Annotated in this window: 11 protein-coding genes and 1 pseudogene; 4 read left to right on the top strand and 8 right to left on the bottom strand. The window is 62.6% G+C overall.

The features are described 5' to 3' along the window. Positions 1-180: 180 nt before the first annotated feature. Both HJB82_RS26365 and HJB82_RS26360 read left to right on the top strand, forming a co-directional pair. A complete protein-coding gene (locus HJB82_RS26365; RefSeq protein ID WP_221141947.1) occupies positions 181-7050 on the top strand; it encodes a hypothetical protein in 6870 nt (2289 codons plus the stop codon). A gap of 303 nt (positions 7051-7353) precedes the next feature. Continuing rightward, positions 7354-7915, top strand: a pseudogene (locus HJB82_RS26360) (cysteine hydrolase family protein). 132 nt (positions 7916-8047) lie between these two features. On the opposite strand, the gene HJB82_RS26355 reads toward HJB82_RS26360, so the two are convergent. Then, entirely contained in the window at positions 8048-8563 is a 516-nt protein-coding gene (locus HJB82_RS26355; protein WP_207580667.1) for an AAA family ATPase, read from the bottom strand. Between the two features lie 190 nt (positions 8564-8753). Further along, positions 8754-9503 carry an aminoacyl--tRNA ligase-related protein gene (locus tag HJB82_RS26350; protein WP_221141945.1) on the bottom strand — a complete coding sequence of 250 codons (750 nt, stop codon included), beginning with the start codon at positions 9501-9503 and terminating at the stop codon, positions 8754-8756. A 370-nt stretch (positions 9504-9873) separates the two neighbouring features. Between HJB82_RS26350 and HJB82_RS26345 the strand changes: the two genes are divergently transcribed. Beyond that, entirely contained in the window at positions 9874-10749 is an 876-nt protein-coding gene (locus HJB82_RS26345; RefSeq protein ID WP_221141942.1) for a D-alanyl-D-alanine carboxypeptidase family protein, read from the top strand. Between the two features lie 206 nt (positions 10750-10955). Here HJB82_RS26345 and HJB82_RS26340 read toward each other — a convergent pair whose 3' ends face one another. From HJB82_RS26340 to HJB82_RS26325, 4 genes are read right to left on the bottom strand one after another with little or no spacing between them, the layout of a single operon-like run. Beyond that, positions 10956-11567 (bottom strand): ABC-type transport auxiliary lipoprotein family protein, encoded by a 612-nt coding sequence (locus HJB82_RS26340; protein WP_207580670.1) that lies wholly within the window; start codon positions 11565-11567, stop codon positions 10956-10958. Positions 11568-11591: 24 nt separating this feature from the next. After that, positions 11592-12962: an MlaD family protein gene (locus HJB82_RS26335; RefSeq protein WP_221141939.1), complete on the bottom strand. Its 1371-nt coding sequence runs from the start codon at positions 12960-12962 to the stop codon at positions 11592-11594. A 9-nt stretch (positions 12963-12971) separates the two neighbouring features. Beyond that, positions 12972-13814, bottom strand: a complete 843-nt coding sequence (locus HJB82_RS26330) for an ABC transporter ATP-binding protein (RefSeq protein WP_221133171.1) — start codon at positions 13812-13814, stop codon at positions 12972-12974. A 1-nt stretch (position 13815) separates the two neighbouring features. After that, positions 13816-14985: an ABC transporter permease gene (locus HJB82_RS26325; protein ID WP_221141937.1), complete on the bottom strand. Its 1170-nt coding sequence runs from the start codon at positions 14983-14985 to the stop codon at positions 13816-13818. A gap of 98 nt (positions 14986-15083) precedes the next feature. Between HJB82_RS26325 and dgcA the strand changes: the two genes are divergently transcribed. Then, complete coding sequence (gene dgcA, locus HJB82_RS26320) at positions 15084-16067, top strand: N-acetyl-D-Glu racemase DgcA (protein ID WP_221141935.1); 984 nt, start codon at positions 15084-15086, stop codon at positions 16065-16067. Here dgcA and HJB82_RS26315 read toward each other — a convergent pair. Beyond that, entirely contained in the window at positions 16019-17236 is a 1218-nt protein-coding gene (locus tag HJB82_RS26315; protein ID WP_221141933.1) for an MFS transporter, read from the bottom strand. The two genes, dgcA and HJB82_RS26315, sit on opposite strands and share 49 nt — an antisense overlap. 198 nt (positions 17237-17434) lie before the next feature. After that, positions 17435-18277 (bottom strand): UDP-2,3-diacylglucosamine diphosphatase, encoded by an 843-nt coding sequence (locus tag HJB82_RS26310; RefSeq protein ID WP_164014159.1) that lies wholly within the window; start codon positions 18275-18277, stop codon positions 17435-17437. Positions 18278-18355: the final 78 nt, after the last annotated feature.

The raw sequence follows: 18355 nt of genomic DNA, 5'->3' as shown, positions 1-18355 counted from the left end.
AGTGGATAATGGTAGTGTTTTGATACCTTCCGTTTGAAAAAGCGGCTATCTACTCTGAAATGACATGCTTAATCCGTCCGTCGTTGGGATGGAAGGGTGGAACGGCAAAGTTGTTCCCCGGGTGAGGCGGAAGCCCGGGATTGCGCTGCCAGACCGGCCGACAGTAACGAGGCGTAACCAATGGCGAACAACAAATATAACGAGTCGGTTGAGGACAAGGCGTTCAAGGCATTGGACGAGGCGCTCCAGATCGACTTCGGCAAAGATAACGTGCCGTCTCGCCGCGGCGACGCGCCTGAAGCCCCGGAGGCTAATGTGTCTGATCCAGTGAACGCGCGTAACCAGCAGGCCCAGGAAGAAGCGCAGCGCCGTAGCCGCCGCGCCGCCGCCGGCGAGCAGACATCCCGGGGGCCGGCCTTCGCGCCCGCAAACGATGCCAGTCGCAATACGCCCGCCTCGATACTGAAATCCTTCGACGGCGCCTCCAGCCGCTCAGCGGTGCGCACCGCCACCCTCTTCTCGGTGCTTTGGGTCATGGGCGGGCTCGGCCTGATGTCGCTGCTTTATGCGCCTCAGATCTGGCAGATCCGTTCGCTCGCCGATCTCGTCGCCCTGCCGGGCGTCATCGCCGGCCTCGTCGGCATCATCATTCCCGTCATGATGTTCTATGCTTTCGCCATCATGATCGCCCGCGCCCAGGACATGCGCAACGCCGCCCGTTCCATGGCAGAGGTGGCATTGCGCCTGGCGGAGCCCGAAACCATCGCCTCCGAGCGCATCATGACCGTCGGCCAGGCCGTCCGCCGTGAGGTCTCGGCGATGAATGAAGGCATCGAGCGCACCATCGCGCGTGCGTCCGAGCTGGAAACGCTCGTCCATTCCGAAGTCAATGCACTTGAACGTTCCTATGCCGACAATGAGTTGCGCGTCCGTGGTCTCGTCCACGAACTCGGCTCCGAGCGCGAGGCAATCGTCAACCACGCCGACCGCATCCGTACCTCGATCGGCAGCGTCCACGACCAGTTGAAGGAAGAGCTGTCGCTTGCGACCGAAGAGATCGCGGTGCGGCTCTCCACATCGGGCGAAGCCTTCGCCTCGCTGATCGACACGCGCGCCGCGACGATTTTGGAACGATCGGACAACGCCCTGCAGTCGATGGGCAGCCTGCTCGCCGCCAAGACCGATAGCCTGTTGCAGACACTGAACGCATCGGGTTTCGCGCTCGCCACCGAATTCGACAGCCGCCTCGAAGCGCTCTCCGTCAATCTCAACGACCATGGCGAAAGGTTGCTCAGCCAATTCGAGACGCGCGCCTCGACCATGGACAGCAGCACCGAGAAGCTGAATGCGGCGCTGAACGAACGCACGCATCAGCTCAGCGAGATCCTGATCGCCCGCACCCGCGAGATCAATGAGAGCCTGAAATCAGGCGAACGCACCATCGGCGGCACGCTCGACGACGTGCTGTCGAAGCTGAACAGCGCCCTCGACGAAAAGGGCGCGAGCTTCCGCCAGAGCCTGCAGACCACCGCCGACGATGCCGTCATGGATCTCGACGTCCGCTCCGGCTTCTTCGAAGAACGGCTGCAGACGACCGTCGCCCAGCTGTCGACCGCCTTCGACGAACGAGTCGCCGAATTCACCAGCGCCTTCGACAAACGCACCGGCTCGCTCGACACCAAGCTGATGGAGAGCCTCGCCCGCATCAACGAGACGCTGACCGGCGGCTCGGATTCGATCGACGGCATCCTGAGTTCCGGCATCGACCGGCTCGGTTTGTCGATGACCGATCAGTCGCTGGCGCTCGCCACCACACTCGCCACCAGTCACGAAGTGCTGGAAAGCACGCTCGGCACCCGGGCGGATGAAATCACCACTGCACTCACCAGCCGGACCGGCGAACTGACCTCGGCGCTGCAGAGCGCCACCTCGGAAATCGCGCTGACGCTTGCATCCGGCACCTCCGAGCTGCAGAACAATCTGCAGACCCGGACAGCCGAATTCCGCGACACGCTGCGCACCACCACCACCGATCTGACGACCGCCGTTGCCGCCGGCACCGAGCAGGTGACCGCTGCCTTCGGCGGCCGCGCCGAGGAACTGACCGGCGCGCTTGCGGCGCGTGCGGCAGAAATCAGTGAGGCGCTCGGCACGGCCCACGGCCGCATCGACAGTGTCATGGCAGAACGCGGTGGCGCGTTGGTCGAGGCGCTCACCACACATCACGGCCGCTTCGAGGAAGCGCTGACGACCCGCTCCGACGCCATCATCAACGCCGTCTCCAGCACCCATGACCGGCTTGCCGAGACGCTCGACGAAAAGGCGATGGCGCTCGCCATCTCTCTGAACGAAAGCCAGGCCCGCATCGAGGATACGCTCGAAACCCGCTCCGAAACGCTGCTGAGCGCCGTATCCGGCACGCATGACCGCCTCTCCGAAACGCTCGATGAAAAGGCCATGGCGCTCGCCATCTCCCTGAACGAAAGCCAGGCCCGCATCGAGGATACGCTCGAGACCCGCTCCGCGGCCCTGTTGACCGCCGTCTCCGGCACACATGACCGCCTGTCCGAAACACTGGACAGCAAGGCAACCGCCCTGACAACCTCGCTTGACGAGCGCAGCGCCCGCATCGAGGGTGCGCTTGGAACGCGTGCGGAGGCGCTGCTGAACGCCGTCTCCGGCACTCACGAGCGCCTCTCCGAAACGCTGGACGGCAAGGCGGCAGCTTTTGCCACTGCGCTGAGCGAAGGCCAGACCCGTATTGCGGATACGCTCGAAACCCGCTCCGCAGCTCTGCTGAACGCCGTCTCCGGCACGCATGATCGTCTGTCCGAAACCCTGGACGAGAAGGCGATGACGCTCGCCATCTCGCTCAATGAGAGCCAGTCGCGGATTGAAGACACGCTTGAAGCGCGCTCCGAAGCCTTCCTCAAGGCCGTGTCGGGCACGCATGACCGTCTTTCCGAAACCCTCGACCAAAAGTCGGCAGCGCTCGCCGCCTCCCTGAACGAGGGTCAGAACCGCCTGCAGGACACGCTGGAGAGCCGTTCGGAATCCTTCCTCACTGCGGTCTCCGCCACCCACGACCGCCTGTCCGAGACACTCGACGACCGGGCAATGGCGCTTGCCATTTCGCTGAACGAGAGCCAGAGCCGTCTCGAAGAGACACTGACATCAGGCGCCGATGCAATTATCAATGCGGTCTCCGGCACGCATGAAGGCCTGAACGGTGTGCTCGACCAGAAGGCCGCCTCCCTTGCCACCTCGCTGAAAGAGGGCCAGACCCGCATCGAGGAAGCCTTGGGGCACCGCACCGCTGCAATCATCAGTGCCGTAACGGCAACTCACGACCGGCTCACCGATACGCTCGACGAAAAGACCATGGCGCTCGCCATTTCGCTCGACGACAACCAGAGCCGCTTCGACAGTGTGCTCGAAGCGCGCAGCAACGCCATCATGGAGGCCGTCTCCGGCGCCGAGTCACGCGTCGCCGGCGCCTTCACCGACAAGACCGATGCCATCCGCGCCGCCTACACCGACAATCAGCAGAGGCTCGAAAATGCGCTCTCCGAGCATAGTGCCGCCCTTTCCGGCGTTCTCGATTCCGGCGGCGCCCGCTTCGAGGATCTCGTCGGCGGCTTGACCGGCCGCATCGAAGGTCGCCTGACCGACGCCCATGTTCGGCTCGGAGGCCTCGCCGACGAGGCCGCCGCACGCATCGAAGGCGGACTCACCTCTGCCCATGAGCGCATCCGCACGACGCTTGAGGATCGCGCCAACGCCATCGACCTGTCGCTGAACCAAGCCCATGCGCTGATCAACGATACGCTGACCGAACATGCGACCAGCATCGGCACCTCGGTGGCAACGAGCGTCAGCATGCTCGAAATGTCGCTGGAGGACCGTGAAGCCTCGATCCGTCAGGCCATCGATGCCAGCGCCCAGACATTGGAAGATCGCATGCATGCCGGCGCCGGCCAGATCGCCAGCCGCTTCCAGGAGGCGGCGAATGCGATTTCCAGCTCAACCCAGAACTTCTCCGCTCATCTCGACCAATCGGTCGAAAGCCTGACTGGCCGGGTCGAAGAAACCGGATCGCGTGTGGAAGCCGGTCTTGCGGCCATCGAGACCCGCATCCGTGACGGTGTCGGCGGCGTTGCCGAAAAGGTTGAAGCCGCCAGCGGCCACCTGTCCGGCGTGCTGGCCGACGGCATATCCCGTATCGGCACGCTCAGCGACGACGCCACTCAGCGCATCTCGGCAACGCTCCAAGGCAGCGCCGCAAACCTCACCCAGGCGATCGACAGCCGCACCGCCAACCTGGCCGAGACGCTCGACAGCCGCGCCACGACCCTGACGGGCGCCATCGACGGCCGCACCGCGAGCCTTGGCGAAACCCTTGACCGCGGCAATGAACGCATCGAGGAACGCCTCTCCACCATGGATCGCGCGTTGACCGTCGGCCTCGAGGCCGTCAACCGCACCATCGAAGGCAAGGCCGTCGGCCTCGCCTCGACGCTACGCAGCGCGGTTGCCGAAGCCGCCCAGGGAATGGAAGGCGAAGCAACGAGGACCACCGAACTGCTCGGCAAGACCGGCCAGCAATTCGCTGTGGATCTCAATGCGAAAAGCGACGAATTCACCCGCACCATGGATGAACGCTCGTCGCAGATCGTCACTCGCGTCGCTGAAGCCCAGAGCCGGCTGGCAAGCCAGGCCGCTGCCGTCGCCCAGACCTTCTCGGAAGCCGGCAACGCAATCGTCAACAAGGTCGCCGAGGCCGAAACCATCGTCGGCACGCAGGTCAATGCCATCTCCAAGGCGCTGTCGGATGCCGGCCAGTCTCTGGAAACGCGCGGCGACGCCATCCGCTTGACGCTGTCGGGGGCCGGAAGCGAGATTTCCGCCACCATGGCGGATGTCGACCGGGCGCTCGAAGCCCGCAGCAGCGCTATCCGCTCCAATCTCGAGGAGCGTGCTCGCGAGATCGATACGACCTTCTCCGAGATCGACCGGGCGCTCGAAGCGCGCGGCAATTCGATCCGCTCGACGCTCGACGAACGCACCCGCGACCTCAACTCGATGCTGTCGGGCCGTTCGGTCGAATTGACGCGCATCCTCGACGAAACCGCCCGTCCGATCATCGACCGGTATACCGACGCCGGCGAGCAGGCCGCCGCCCGCATCACCGCCGCAGCCAACCTCAGCGCCGACCGTCTGCGCGCCGAAAACGAAGCGCTCGCCAGCGCCGTTGCCGCCCGTACCGAAAATGTCGCCAATGCCGTCAGCGCCATCGAAAACAGCCTGGTCGGCAACGTCAATGGCCTCGTCGAGCGCATGGCGGAAAGCAGCGCGGCGATGGCGATGATGATGAACCGCGCCGCCGAGCAGCTGACCACCGTCGACGGCCGTCTCGGCGACACCACCACGCGTTTTGCCGAGTCCGCCAACAGGGCCGCCGAAATGGTCTCGGCCTCGACCAGGCTGCTCGAAGGCAAGGTCGACCGCCTCTCCGACATCTCGGGCCAGACGCTGTCGCAGGTCGGCGGCATCATCGGCCGCTTCGACGAACACTCCAAGGTCCTCACTCAGGCCTCGCAGCTCCTCGGCGCCGCCCAGTCCAATCTCGCCTCGACGCTCGAGGAGCGCGAAAGCGCCCTGCAGACGCTCTCCGTCGGCCTCGTCCAACGCTCCGCCGAGATCGAAAAGACCATGCTCGGCCTCGGCGGCATGATCGAGACTGTGTTCGAGCGGGCAGAGCAACGCTCAAGCCAGGTGACCGGCAATCTGCGCCAGGGCGTGCAATCCTCCTTGGCCGATATCGGCCGCATTCTCACCGAAACCGAGAAGCGCGCCCAGGAAGCGGCCGAGACGATGCGCGAGGCAATCACCCGCGCCGGCGACGAAGCCAATACGACGATCGACGGCACCTTCGCCAATGTCGAGCGCCGCTCCGGCGATCTCTCCAACCGTATTCGCGGCGGTCTGACGGCCTCGCTGTCGGAAGTCGAGCGCATGCTCGGCGAAGCCGGCCGCGCCTCCGACGGCGCCGCCCAGAACATGCGGGAGGCGTTGCGCGAGGCGATCGATGATGCCGTCGGCCGCTTCTCCGGCGCCACGGATGATATCCGCCGCTCCGCCGCCGACATCCGCAACGAGCTCGACGCCACACGCGCCGAACTGAAGCGCGGCGCCTTCGATCTTCCCGAGGAAGCCAAGGAAAGCGCCTCGGCCATGCGCCGGGCCGTCGCCGAGCAGATCAAGGCGCTGCAGGATATCTCCCAGCTTGTCGGCCGCTCGAGCCAGCAGCTTGAGATTTCCGAGCCCGTCGCCCGCACGCTCGCCCAGGCGCAGCCGGCCCCGCGTGCCGCCCAGCCGGTCGCAAGTCAGCCGGTCGTAAGTCAGCCGGTCGCAGCCCAGGCGCCGCAGCCGGCAGCGCCCCCGCCGATCGAAGCGACGGGTCTGCGCGGAACGATCGCGCCGACAGCACCCGCTGCCGCCCCGCAGCGCGCCGCCCCGCAGCCTCTTCGCCAGGACACAGGGCGCCAGGAGCCGGCTCCTCCGGAAAGCGGCGGCTGGATCAGCGATCTCCTGCGCGGCGCGTCGCGTGAGGAGGCCGCCGACGAGGCGTCTGCCCGCGCTCCGGCCCGGCCGGCGGAAACCGCCGCACCGGCCGCGCGCAGCAATGACAGCCGCAATCCGCGCCACGTCGTCGAATCGCTGAACTCGCTCTCGGTCGACATTGCCCGGGCCATCGACCACGACGCCTCGGTCGATCTCTGGCGCCGTTACCAGCGCGGCGAGCGCGACGTCTTCACCCGTCGCCTCTACACGCTGAAGGGCCAGCAGACCTTCGACGAGATCAAGCGCAAATATGACCGCGAACCGGAATTCCGCACCGCCGTCGATCGCTACATCGGTGACTTCGAAAAGCTGCTTGCCGATGTTGCCCGCACCGACCCGAACCGGACGGTGACGCAGTCCTACCTCACCTCGGATACCGGCAAGGTTTACACCATGCTCGCCCACGCCGCAGGCAGGCTCAGCTAAGTTCGCTGATCTGAACTGGAATTGGGAAAGCCGCTTGAACATATGTCAGGCGGCTTTTCTTTTGCGATGCCAGTGGAACTAATGCATGTCGCCCGGAAGTGTGCAGCGGTTCCGGGATAACGACATGCATAAAAACAAAGGACTAAAGCGCGTCGCATGAATCAAGTTTGATGCGACGCGCTTTAAGAGTGCGACTAAGATCTCTCCGGCTTCACTGTCCAGATAAGATCTCCAGCAGCCATTCGTAAGCAATACCGCCACCCAGACCCGACTTTGCCATCCAGCCACGGAAACCTCTCCCGAATGACGCAGGCCCTTCTGATCATCGACGTGCAGAATGCGATCCTCTCCCGAAAAGCTACGCTGGAGAGGCAGCCTCAGATCGATGCAGCACTCGACGGCACCGTCGCGCGGCTGGCCGCACTGCAAGAAAAGGCTCGGCAGGCAGGCGCGCCGATCGTGCTCGTCCAGCATGACGGCGACACCGGTCATCGATTGGCCGTCGGCACGGCGGGATGGGCACTGCGCGAGGAGATTGCGCCGAGACAGGGCGAGGTGGTCGTGCGCAAGAAGAGCGCCGACTCCTTCTTCGAAACCGATCTTGCCGAACGCCTGAACGAACGCTCGGTTACCCGCCTCGTCATCGGCGGCTGCATGTCGCAATTTTGCGTCGACACGACAGTCAGGCGCGCCGTTTCCCTCGGATATGATGTGACTTTGATTGCCGATGGCCACACCACCGGCGACACGGCGACCCTCACCTTCTCCGCGATCATCGCCCACCACAATGAAACGCTCGACGGTTTCGACGCGGGCAAGGCGACGGTGGATATCCGCCCGGGCCGCCGACATTGCTTTTTCATAAAACGTCGGCAGAGACATATCGTCCGCCGGCAGAGAGGGACCGATAGTCCATGCCTCCTGTATTCTCCCGCCTTGTGGGGGAGATGCCCGGCAGGGCAAGGGGCATTCACGGCACGCCCTACAAGACCCGACATCAAATCGAAAGCGGGCGATCAATCCCCAGCCTGACGATCAACGCGTCGACGATCTCTTGCACATCCTTCGCGGCCGTATCGACAACGATCGGCCTCCGCTCCCAATGGTCATACACCCGCTCGACGGTTTCCTGCCACGTCGGTTTGACAAGTCCTTCGACGTCGGTTTCACGCGTCTCGACCCGGCGGCGATGCTCGATCTTGTCGGAACAAATCACCTCGACCTCGACCGCGGTCACCGCAGATCGCGCCGCGACTGCCAGCCAGGCGTCGCGCGTTATCTGAAGAGGATTGACCGAGTCGGCGATCACCATACGGCCGAGCGTGAGATTATCCTCGGCAACCCCATAGGCGACAACATAACCTGCCGGACCGACGTCTATTGAAGGGACACCCGCTCTGATCGCCTGCTCGATGGTGTCAACCCTCACATACACGGCTCCCAGCCGTTTCGCGAGCACGCGGGCGACAGTCGTTTTTCCACTACCCGGCAAGCCGCCGAAGATAATCAGCATGGTTTCCGATCCTGTCGTTGAGTGAATACATCTCGGGCGAAGGAGAACGACAATCGTGCTCCTTTGCTGATCATTACTCTTACCAACGAGATGCCCGAAGGTTCAACGCGCCAGCGACGACAGAATCCCGCTACCACGCGCATCGCCATCGCGGAGATCCGGAATCGCCACCAGCGGCCCCGGCTCCATCTTACCGATAGGCTGCTACCCCCCAGTTGTAGACGCACCGATCGAGGCCGATGGCGATCTCGAGCACGAGGACATCATGGTCGACGGCAGCTCCCCTCTTCGGCTGCGACCGGTAACGCTGCGGAAAATCGCTGCGTCGCGAGATCGAGCAGACCTCCATCCATTTGTCGCCATTGTCGACCTCGATATCCATCGTCACCTCGGAATAGGCCGGCAGCCGGTCGGAGGGCACGATCCGCGTCGGCAGATGGATCAGCGAGGCGATCATGCGGTGCACCGGCTCGAGGCAGGCGGCGTGATAGTCGTTGCCGCTGTCGGCCGTGAAGGCGCATTGGAACTCGAGCTGCCAGAACTCCTTCAGCCGCATGTGCTTGGTCGGCTGCTCCTGCTCACGGCGATAGGATCTGCCGGCCTGCCAGACGCAGAGCGGCAGCCGCGTCTTCGAGTGATTGCCGAGAATATGCTGCATGTAGGCATAGGTCGATGGCGTGGTCTCCGGCCTCAATACCAGCGCGTTATCACCGGCTGACAGTTGTTCCTGAACCCAGATATCGGCATTCGAATAAGCGCTCGAAACCAGTGATCGCGGCATCAAGCTGGGAGCCTCGACCCTTCGAACATCCCAGGCCGGATTGACCGATCTCAGAAAACTGCGGACCTCTTGCGAGAAGAAGCCGATCATATGATCGCGCAGATGGATCTCGCGCTCCTCCCAATGGACGAGCGAATTGACATGATAAAGATTGAGCACGCTGCCTGTCTCCCTGGCAACCTGGATTGACGTGGTGAGGGGCTTTACGTCCAGCCGCGCGCCGGACGCAGAGAGCGCCCCGACGTCACAGCAGGACGCGGAGACCTCGTCCGTCAAAGGCGCGCGCGATCGCAACCTGCAGGCAGGTGCTGATATGGCGGGAGAAAGGCGCGCGCTTCATGCTCATGTTGAATTTCTACGTGCCCCTGCGCGCCATTGTCAAAACCCAAGACGGTAAGACAAAAGCAATCAGCTGTGGATGGGGCCTTTTTATTGCCGCCTGTCCTTCATTTCGTCACAAACTTTCTGGATCCGCTTGCGTTTAGCCGATGGCTCACCCGACCGTCCAACGACAGAGACAGTAACATCGATGACCAAGACGACCTCCCGGCTCCTTGCCACCGCGCTCTCGTCCGCCATGCTGATGGGCGCTTTCACTCTGGCCCAGGCCGGCCAGGCAAGCTTCGTCGTCGATGCGCACTCCGGTCAGGTCCTCGAAGGCTCCAATCAGGACGAATTGAATTATCCGGCGTCGTTGACCAAGATGATGACTCTCTATCTCGCCTTCGAGGCCCTGCATGAGCGGCGCCTCAACTGGGAGCAGAAGCTCACCATGTCGGAAAATGCCGAGAGCAAGGAACCCTTTAAACTCGCTGTCGGCGCAGGCCGCCAGGTGACGCTGCGCGAAGCGGTCGAAAGCATCGTCGTCTTGTCTGCCAACGACTCTGCCGTGGCGATCGCCGAACAGCTTGGTGGCTCCGAACAGGCTTTCGCCATGGCGATGACGGACAAGGCGCGCCAACTCGGCATGAAGGATACTGTCTTCAAGAATCCCTCGGGCCTTCCCGATCCCGAGCAGGTCACCACCGCACGCGATATGGCGACCCTCGGCGTCTCGCTGATGCGGGATTTCCCCGAGGAGTTCAAGCTATTTTCCATGCGCGGCTTCCAGTTCCGCGGCATGAAGCTGCGCGGCCACAACAACCTCATGTATCGCTATGACGGCGTCGACGGCATCAAGACCGGCTTTACCGATGCATCGGGCTACAATGTCGTGACATCGGCGCGGAAGGATGGCCGCCGCGTCGTCGGCGTTGTCATGGGCGAAAAGACCGCAGGCCTGCGCGACGACAAGATGGCAGGACTGCTGGACAGCACCCTGTCGTCGTCATCGAGTGCGACAGCTTCCACGACACCGGGCAACCAGCCGGGAGCGACGATGACGGATTCGCAACCGACGAAATAAGCGCTCGATGCACGTCGCCCGAAAATGCCCAGCGTTTGAGATAACGGCATGCAGGAAACAGAAACCTGCCGAAAGGCTTTTGCTGCCGGTTATCTGAAAACTACCCTCAGGCTAAATTGGATAGGGTGACAATCCAGGCGCCGTCGGGACAAATATTTTTAAACGCCGGCAAGGTCACATTGCGGCGTTCTCCTGCAAACACCGGATCAGATCGAGCGCAGCGTCCAGTTGACGATCTCGGAGGCAACCATTGAGAAGGCACGGTCGAGACCCTTGACGAAGCCGCCATTATCGCCGCCGGCCGGCGCCGTGGCGCGGAATACCTTCTGGGCGCGCACCGAGCCGTTGCGGTCGTTGAGGATCTTGGCGGAGATTTCGACCACCGCCTGGTTGCCGTTTGAAGCGTCGATCTCGAAGGAGCGGATATCGGTGACGACCTGATAGTCGATCGCCAGTCCCTGCCCCGGCATGCCGACGCCACCGAGCTTGCCGGAGTTCTCGAAGGCTTCCACCAGCTTCGACTGCACCATGCGCGGCAGCTTGTCGCCCCATTGCGCCCGCGAGAGATACTGGATTTCCGAGGACGAGACGCGGATGACGATCTGCTCGCTGCCGAGCGCACTCAGCGCCGTTGGCGATGCGATCAGGATCTGGCGGGATTTGGCCGCCGGTCCGTCGCCGTCGACGGCGGCGGAAAGGTCATAGGTATCGTTCTTGGCCGCAGTGCCGCACCCGGAAAGGATCAGCGCCGTCAGCGGCAGCGCGATCACCGTTCCCCTGATCCATGAACGGCGCGACAACAGATGCGATGCGACCATATTAGGCTACCCCTGACTTCCCAGTTAACGCCGCGTCCGGCCGTCATATTGCTTCACCGTGTCCCCGCCGAAGATCAGCCGTTGGGGATTGCGGTCGAAGTTGGTGATCGTATCGTTCAGATTGTTGACGGTTCCACGCATGTCGTTGACGAGCGTCTGCACGTCGCGCAAACCGCCGCTTGAGAATTTCTGCAGATTGTCGGCGATCGGCCCGATGCGCGCATTCAGGTTGTCGGCGACCTTCTTGAAGGATTCCAGCGTATCGCGCGCCTCGGTAAACAGCGATTGTGTGTTGTCGGTTCCAAGCAAGGCATCGACTTTGATCAGGATACCGTCGATGCGGGTCGAGGCCGAATTCAGCTTGTTGGCAAGCTGCGAGACGTCCTGGATCGTCTGGTCGATATCTTTCTGACGCCCCGAAACCGTGTTGGCGACATCGCGGATCGACGCGACCGCGGCGCGTGCATCCTTGGTCGCCTGCGAGATATCGTCAACCGAGCCCTTCAGCTTGGCCGGGTCGATCTGGGCAACAAGGGTGTCGACGCGGTCGAGCGTCGCCTGTGCCTGTTTGCCGAAATCGTTGAAGGTGGTGGCCGTCTGGTCGAACTTCTGGATCGCCCCCTTAAGGTCGCCAGAGGCATCGGCGACATTGGCGGTGATCTTGTCGGCGTTGGAGACGATGTTGTCGATCTTCTTCGCATCAACCGCCTTGACCAGCGATTCCACGGCTTGAAGCGTCGAATCGACACGGCCGGAGACCGCCTTCACGGTATTGGAAAGCTCACCCACACTCTGCAAGAAGGCGTCGATATTGCCGGAATTCTTTGCAAGCGCATCCGAGAACGTCTCGGCATTCTTGAACGTCTGGGTCAGGGGCGCGCGTGAATCCTCGATGAAACCCTGAAGTTCACCGACCGCATCATTGGCGCGATCGAGGATCTTGTCGGCGGTCGCCAAAAGATTGGTGACGCTCGACTGGTCGGCGACGATGACGGCGCGTTTGCCGTTGTCGAGCGCATGTTGGAGGATGCTTTCCTCGCCCTTGCGGCCACCTGAAAGTTCGATATAGGCAGCCCCGGTCAAGCCCTGGATTTCAAGGGCGGCTTTGGTGGAAGGGTAGATCGGCGCATCGGTGCGCACCTGGGTGAAAGCCAGCGAATATTGCGGATCGTCGGCATCGATCGACAGTGTCTGCACCGAGCCGATCTGAATGCCGTTGAAGCGCACCGGCGAGCCGACGCTGAGGCCGTTGGCCGAACCCGGAATACGCACGATCAGCTCGGTCATCGGGCCACCACGGCCATATTCGGCCATCCAGTAGACGAAGCCGAAGGCCGCCGCGATGACCATCACCGTGAAAAAACCGACAATCGTATAATTGGCTTTGGTTTCCATCTTATCCGGTCACTTCCCGCTGCTGCCGTGCCGCGCGCCATCATCCTGCGGCACGATCGAGCGCGCCCGCTTACCCTTGAAATAGGCTTGCACCCACGGATCGTCGTAGGCCAGCATGTCGTTGATCGTGCCTTCCACCATTACTCGTTTCTTTCCGAGCACGGCAATACGGTCGCAGACCGAAAACAGGCTGTCGAGATCATGCGTTACCATATAGACGGTCAGTCCCAGACTATCGCGCAGGTTGGCGATCAGTTCATCGAATTCGGCGGCGCCGATCGGGTCGAGACCCGAGGTCGGTTCATCCAGGAAGACGAGTTCCGGATCAAGCGAGAGTGCACGGGCAAGGGCGGCGCGCTTGATCATGCCGCCTGACAGTTCGGACGGGTATTTGTCGGCGGCATCGGCTGCGAGCCCGACCATGCGGATCTTCAGATGCGCCAGTTCATCCATCAGCGAGCGCGGCAGGTCGAGATATTCGCGCATCGGCACCTGGATGTTTTCCTTGACCGTCAGCGACGAAAACAGGGCCCCCTGCTGGAACAGCACGCCAAGCCGCATGTCGAGCGCGTTGCGCTGCGGTTCGTCGAGTTCGTCGAAATCCTGGCCGAGGATCTTGATCGTGCCGGAGCGGCGCGGCAATAGCCTCAGCACCGTGCGCATCAGCACCGATTTGCCGGTGCCCGACGCGCCGACGAAGCCGAGGATTTCGCCGCGATAGATGTCGAGGTTGAGATTGTCGAGCACCACCTTGGAGCCGAAGGCGACGGTGACGTCGCGCGCCGAGAGCACGATGTCTCTCTCGTTTCTGTCTTCCGTATCGATTGGTTTCTCGTCCACGCGATTCGCCATGCTAGAAGTCGATCGCTGCATAGAACATCGCAAAAAGCCCGTCCATCAGGATGACGACGAAAATCGCCTTCACCACCGCGGCCGTCACATGCTGGCCGAGCGATTCCGCGCTGCCGCCGACCTTCAGCCCTTCGACGGCGGCGACGATGCCGATGACCAGCGCCATGAACGGCGCCTTGATCATGCCTGAGAGCACCGTGGACAGCGTCACCGCCTCGTGCAGGCGCGACAGGAAGTTGGCGAAGGTGATGCCGGAATAGCCCCAGGCGACGGCGGCCGCACCACCGAGCGAGGCGAAATTCGCCAGCACCGTCAAAAGCGGCAGCGCGATGGTCAGCGCCACCAGTCGCGGGAAGATCAGTACGCCGATCGGGTTGAGCCCCATCACCTTCAGCGCGTCGATCTCCTCGCGCATCTTCATCGAGCCGATCTCGGCGGTGATCGCGCTGCCCGAACGGCCGGCGATCATGATCGAGGTCAACAGCACGCCGATTTCGCGCAATTGCAGGATGCCGACGAGATCGACGACGAAGACCTCGGCACCGAAGTAGCGCAGCTGGAAGGCGCCCTGCTGGGCAATGATCGCCCCGATCAGAAACGACATCAGAAGGATGATCGGAACGGCGCGAACGCCCATATTGTCGATTTGGTTGATGATCGAGGCCGGCGAAACGCCGCTGCCGCGGCCGAACTTCATCTGTGCGCCGCGCACCGCCGAGCCGAGGATATACATGGCGGCGGCGAAATTGTCCCAGACGTCGTAGGCCATCTTGCCGACCGGCGCGAAGATGCGCCCAGCAAGCGACACCTTCTCCTTCAACTCCGGCTCCGGTTTGGCCGACTCCTCGGAGAACATCGCCAGCATTTCGTCGATATGCTGATTGGTGCCTTCGAAGCGGACCGACCGTCCGGCCGCCTCCTCTTCCTTCTTCAGCCGGCACAGCAGCCAGATCCCGGCGGTATCGATATCCGTAATGTCGGAAAGATCGACCGTCAGGTCACCGGCCTTCTGGTGCAGCAGCTTCTCGAAGTCACGCAGCACGAAATGCACATAGGCGCTACGCCAGCTGCCTCTGAGACGCACATGCTGCCCCGAGCCATCGGACTGGTCGTCTACGTCAAGTGAGGCAACGTTGCGATTCTCGGCGTTCAAGATACTTATGTCTTTCAAGGCTCACGGCGACATTGCCGACTCGGCGGATCGTTCGCCGCCCGGCGCGTCAATATACAGAAGCAACGTTCGAATTCCATGCTCACAGGACTGCAATAATGCCGCGCACCCTCGATATCCAGATGAATTCATTTCCGATTGCCGGGACCTTCACCATCTCGCGCGGCGCAAAGACCGAGGCCGAGGTGATTACCTGCACGCTCTCCGAAGACGGTGTACAGGGGCTTGGCGAATGCGTGCCCTATCGCCGCTACGGTGAGACCATGGAGAGCGTTTTTGCCCAGATCGAGGCGGCGCGTCCGCTGATCGAGGCCGGGATCTCCCGCCGCGACCTCTTGTCCGCCATGCCGCCGGGCGCTGCCCGCAACGCCGTCGATTGCGCCCTCTGGGACCTGGAAGCGAAACAAACGGGTGAAAGCGTCGCGGCCCGTCTCGGCCTTGCCGATCTGAAGCCGCTCACCACCGCTTACACCATCTCGCTCGGTGAGCCGGAGGTGATGGCCGCAAAGGCTCGCGAACATGCAGGCCGCGCGCTGCTCAAGGTCAAGGTCGGAACCGGCGACGATGAAAGCCGTATCCGCGCCGTCCGCGCGGCCGCACCCGATGCCGCCATCATCCTTGACGCCAATGAAGGCTGGCCGGAAGCCGTGCTGGAACGACATCTCAACATCGCGGCGCAAGCGGGTGTGGCTCTCGTCGAGCAGCCGCTGCCGGCCGGCCGCGACGCTCTGCTTGCCGAAATCCGTCGCCCGCTTCTCGTCTGCGCCGACGAAAGTGTCCACCACACCGGCGATCTCGCAAGCCTTGCAGACCGCTATGACGCGATTAACATCAAGCTCGACAAGACGGGAGGCCTGACGGAGGCCCTGGCGATGAAGGCCGAGGCAGAACGGCTCGGTTTCAGCATCATGATCGGCTGCATGGTCGGCACCTCGCTTGCCATGGCGCCGGCCGCACTGCTCGCCCAGAATGCCGATTTCGTCGATCTCGACGGTCCGCTGCTGCTTGCCCGCGATCGCGAACCCGGCCTGCGCTACGCCGCTTCCCTGGTCTTTCCGCCCGAAAGCACGTTTTGGGGCTGAAGGTAGTAGGCCGAGATGACCAAGCCGAGGCCGGAGAACGCCACCAGCGCCATAACGTAATAGCTGACGACGCCGAGCCAGGCATAGAGATAACCCGACGCCAGCGTCATCAGCGCCATTGCCATGCCGACATAGAAGAAGTAGGCGCCTTGCGCCGAGGATTCCTGCGTCTCCTGCACCGTCGCCATGATCCGCCGCTGCACCCCGGTATGCACGAAGGCATAGGTGAAGCCGTGGAAACATTGCAGCAGGAAAAAACCGGCAAAGCCGGTATTCATCGGAAACAGTATCCAGCGGCAGACGCTGACCGCGCAGCCGAAGCGGATCAGGGTCCAGGCGTCGAAGCGCCGGTTGAGACGCTTCGACAGGAAGAACACCGTCACTTCGGAAGCGACGCCGACGCTCCAGAGCAGGCCGACCTCAGTGCCGGAAAAGCCGAGATGATGCCAGTAGATCGATGAAAAGGCGTTGAGCACCGCATGGCTGGACTGCTGAATGGCGACACCGATCAGCAGCAGCAGCAAGTGCGGCTCGCGCAACCCGCTGCCGGTGGCGGCCGGAATGTTGATCGGCTGGCCACGCCGACGCGTCGGCCCGATGCGCGGGCAGAAGATCGCCATCACCACGGTCATGGCAAAGCCGAACACCATGATATCAAGCACCATCCCGCCGCCCCACCGGCTGATCAGCTGGCCACCGACCAGCGTCGAGACGATGAAGGCAATCGAACCCCAGACGCGCATTGACCCGTAATCGAGGCCCCAGCGGCGCACGCCCGAGATGACGATCGATTCGACGACGGGCACATAGGGCGCGAAAGTGGCGCCCTGCAGTGCATAGACGATCGTCACCGGCCAGAAGGTCGTCGTCCAGAAGAGCGCGATCGCCGTCAGCAGCGACAGGCTGCCCGACCAGAGCAGCACGTCGGCGCGCTCCTTCAAACGGTCGGCGATCATGGCGACAACAGGCGCCACCAACACGCGAACCACCATCGGTATGGCAAGGATAACGCCGATCTCGTGGTCGCTGAAGCTGTGGGTTGCGAGCCACATCGGAAAGAACGGCAGAACGATGCCGTTGACGAGCAGTGGCGCGCAATAGGAAAGCGCGCTGAGCAGCCGGAAGCGCGGAGGCGCTCCCTCACTCGGGGAATGTTGAGCGGGAATCATCGGTGGACCTGAAGGAAACTGATCGTTGTCCTAACACACCACCCTGGAGGCGACCATTGCGAGAAATAGCCCTACTGAAACGTTTTAGAAAATAAATAGTGCCTGTCGCCTGACGGTAACGGCTAAACTCCTGGAGCGCGCGGCGCTGATACGCCGGCCCCAAAAATCAGACGGCCCTCAAATCAGGCGCCCCCCAAATCACGCGGCCTGCGGGGCGAACTCGCCCTGGTCATGCATTTCGATGGCGGCAAGCGCCGGCACACTGCTGGCAAGCGCCCGCCAGGTGATCAGTTCGAACGTGCCGTCGTCGTGCTCGGCCACCGCCGTGCAGCTTTCCACCCAATCGCCCGTATTGATGTAGCGGATGCCGTCCATGTCCTGGATGATGGCATGATGGATGTGTCCGCAGATCACGCCGTCGGCGCCGCTTTTGCGGGCTTCCTCTGTCACGACGCGCTCGAACTCGCCGATGAAGTTGACGGCATGCTTGACCTGCAGCTTCGCCCAGGCCGAGAACGACCAGTAAGGCATGCCGAGGCGTCGGCGCACTGCCGCCAGGAGGATGTTGATGCGGATAGCAGTATCGTAGGCCCAGTCGCCGAGATAGGCGAGCAGGCGTGCGTTGCGGACGACCACATCGAACTCGTCGCCGTGCAAAATCAGGTATTTTTTGCCGTCGGCGCCATCATGCATCATGCGGTCGACGACCTCGATGCCGCCGAAATGCATTCCCGGGAAGTCGCGCAGGAATTCGTCGTGATTGCCGGGGATATAGACGACGCGTGTGCCCTTGCGGGCCTTGCGCAGCAGCTTCTGGACGACATCGTTGCAGACCTGCGGCCAGTACCAGCTGCGCTTCAGGCGCCAGCCGTCGACGATGTCGCCGACGAGCACGATCGTATCGGCCTCGTGGTGGCGCAGGAAATCCAAAAGGAAATCGGCCTTCGCGGCCTTCGAGCCGAGATGGACATCGGAAATGAAGAGCGTTCGGAAATGTCTGGGTTCCATCATGTCTATCACGAGCTGTCGCTCATGCCCCATCTTTCATCTAGCCTTCCAAAACCAGACTCGTGTTTCAGGAAGATGACAGACTGGGGAAAAGCCCTGCGCGCCGGCAAT

It is taken from the genome of Rhizobium sp. NZLR10, from assembly GCF_019685125.1.
GTDB lineage: Bacteria > Pseudomonadota > Alphaproteobacteria > Rhizobiales > Rhizobiaceae > Rhizobium.
Note: the sequence above shows the minus strand (reverse complement) of the source record. Positions and strands in the feature narration are given on the sequence as shown.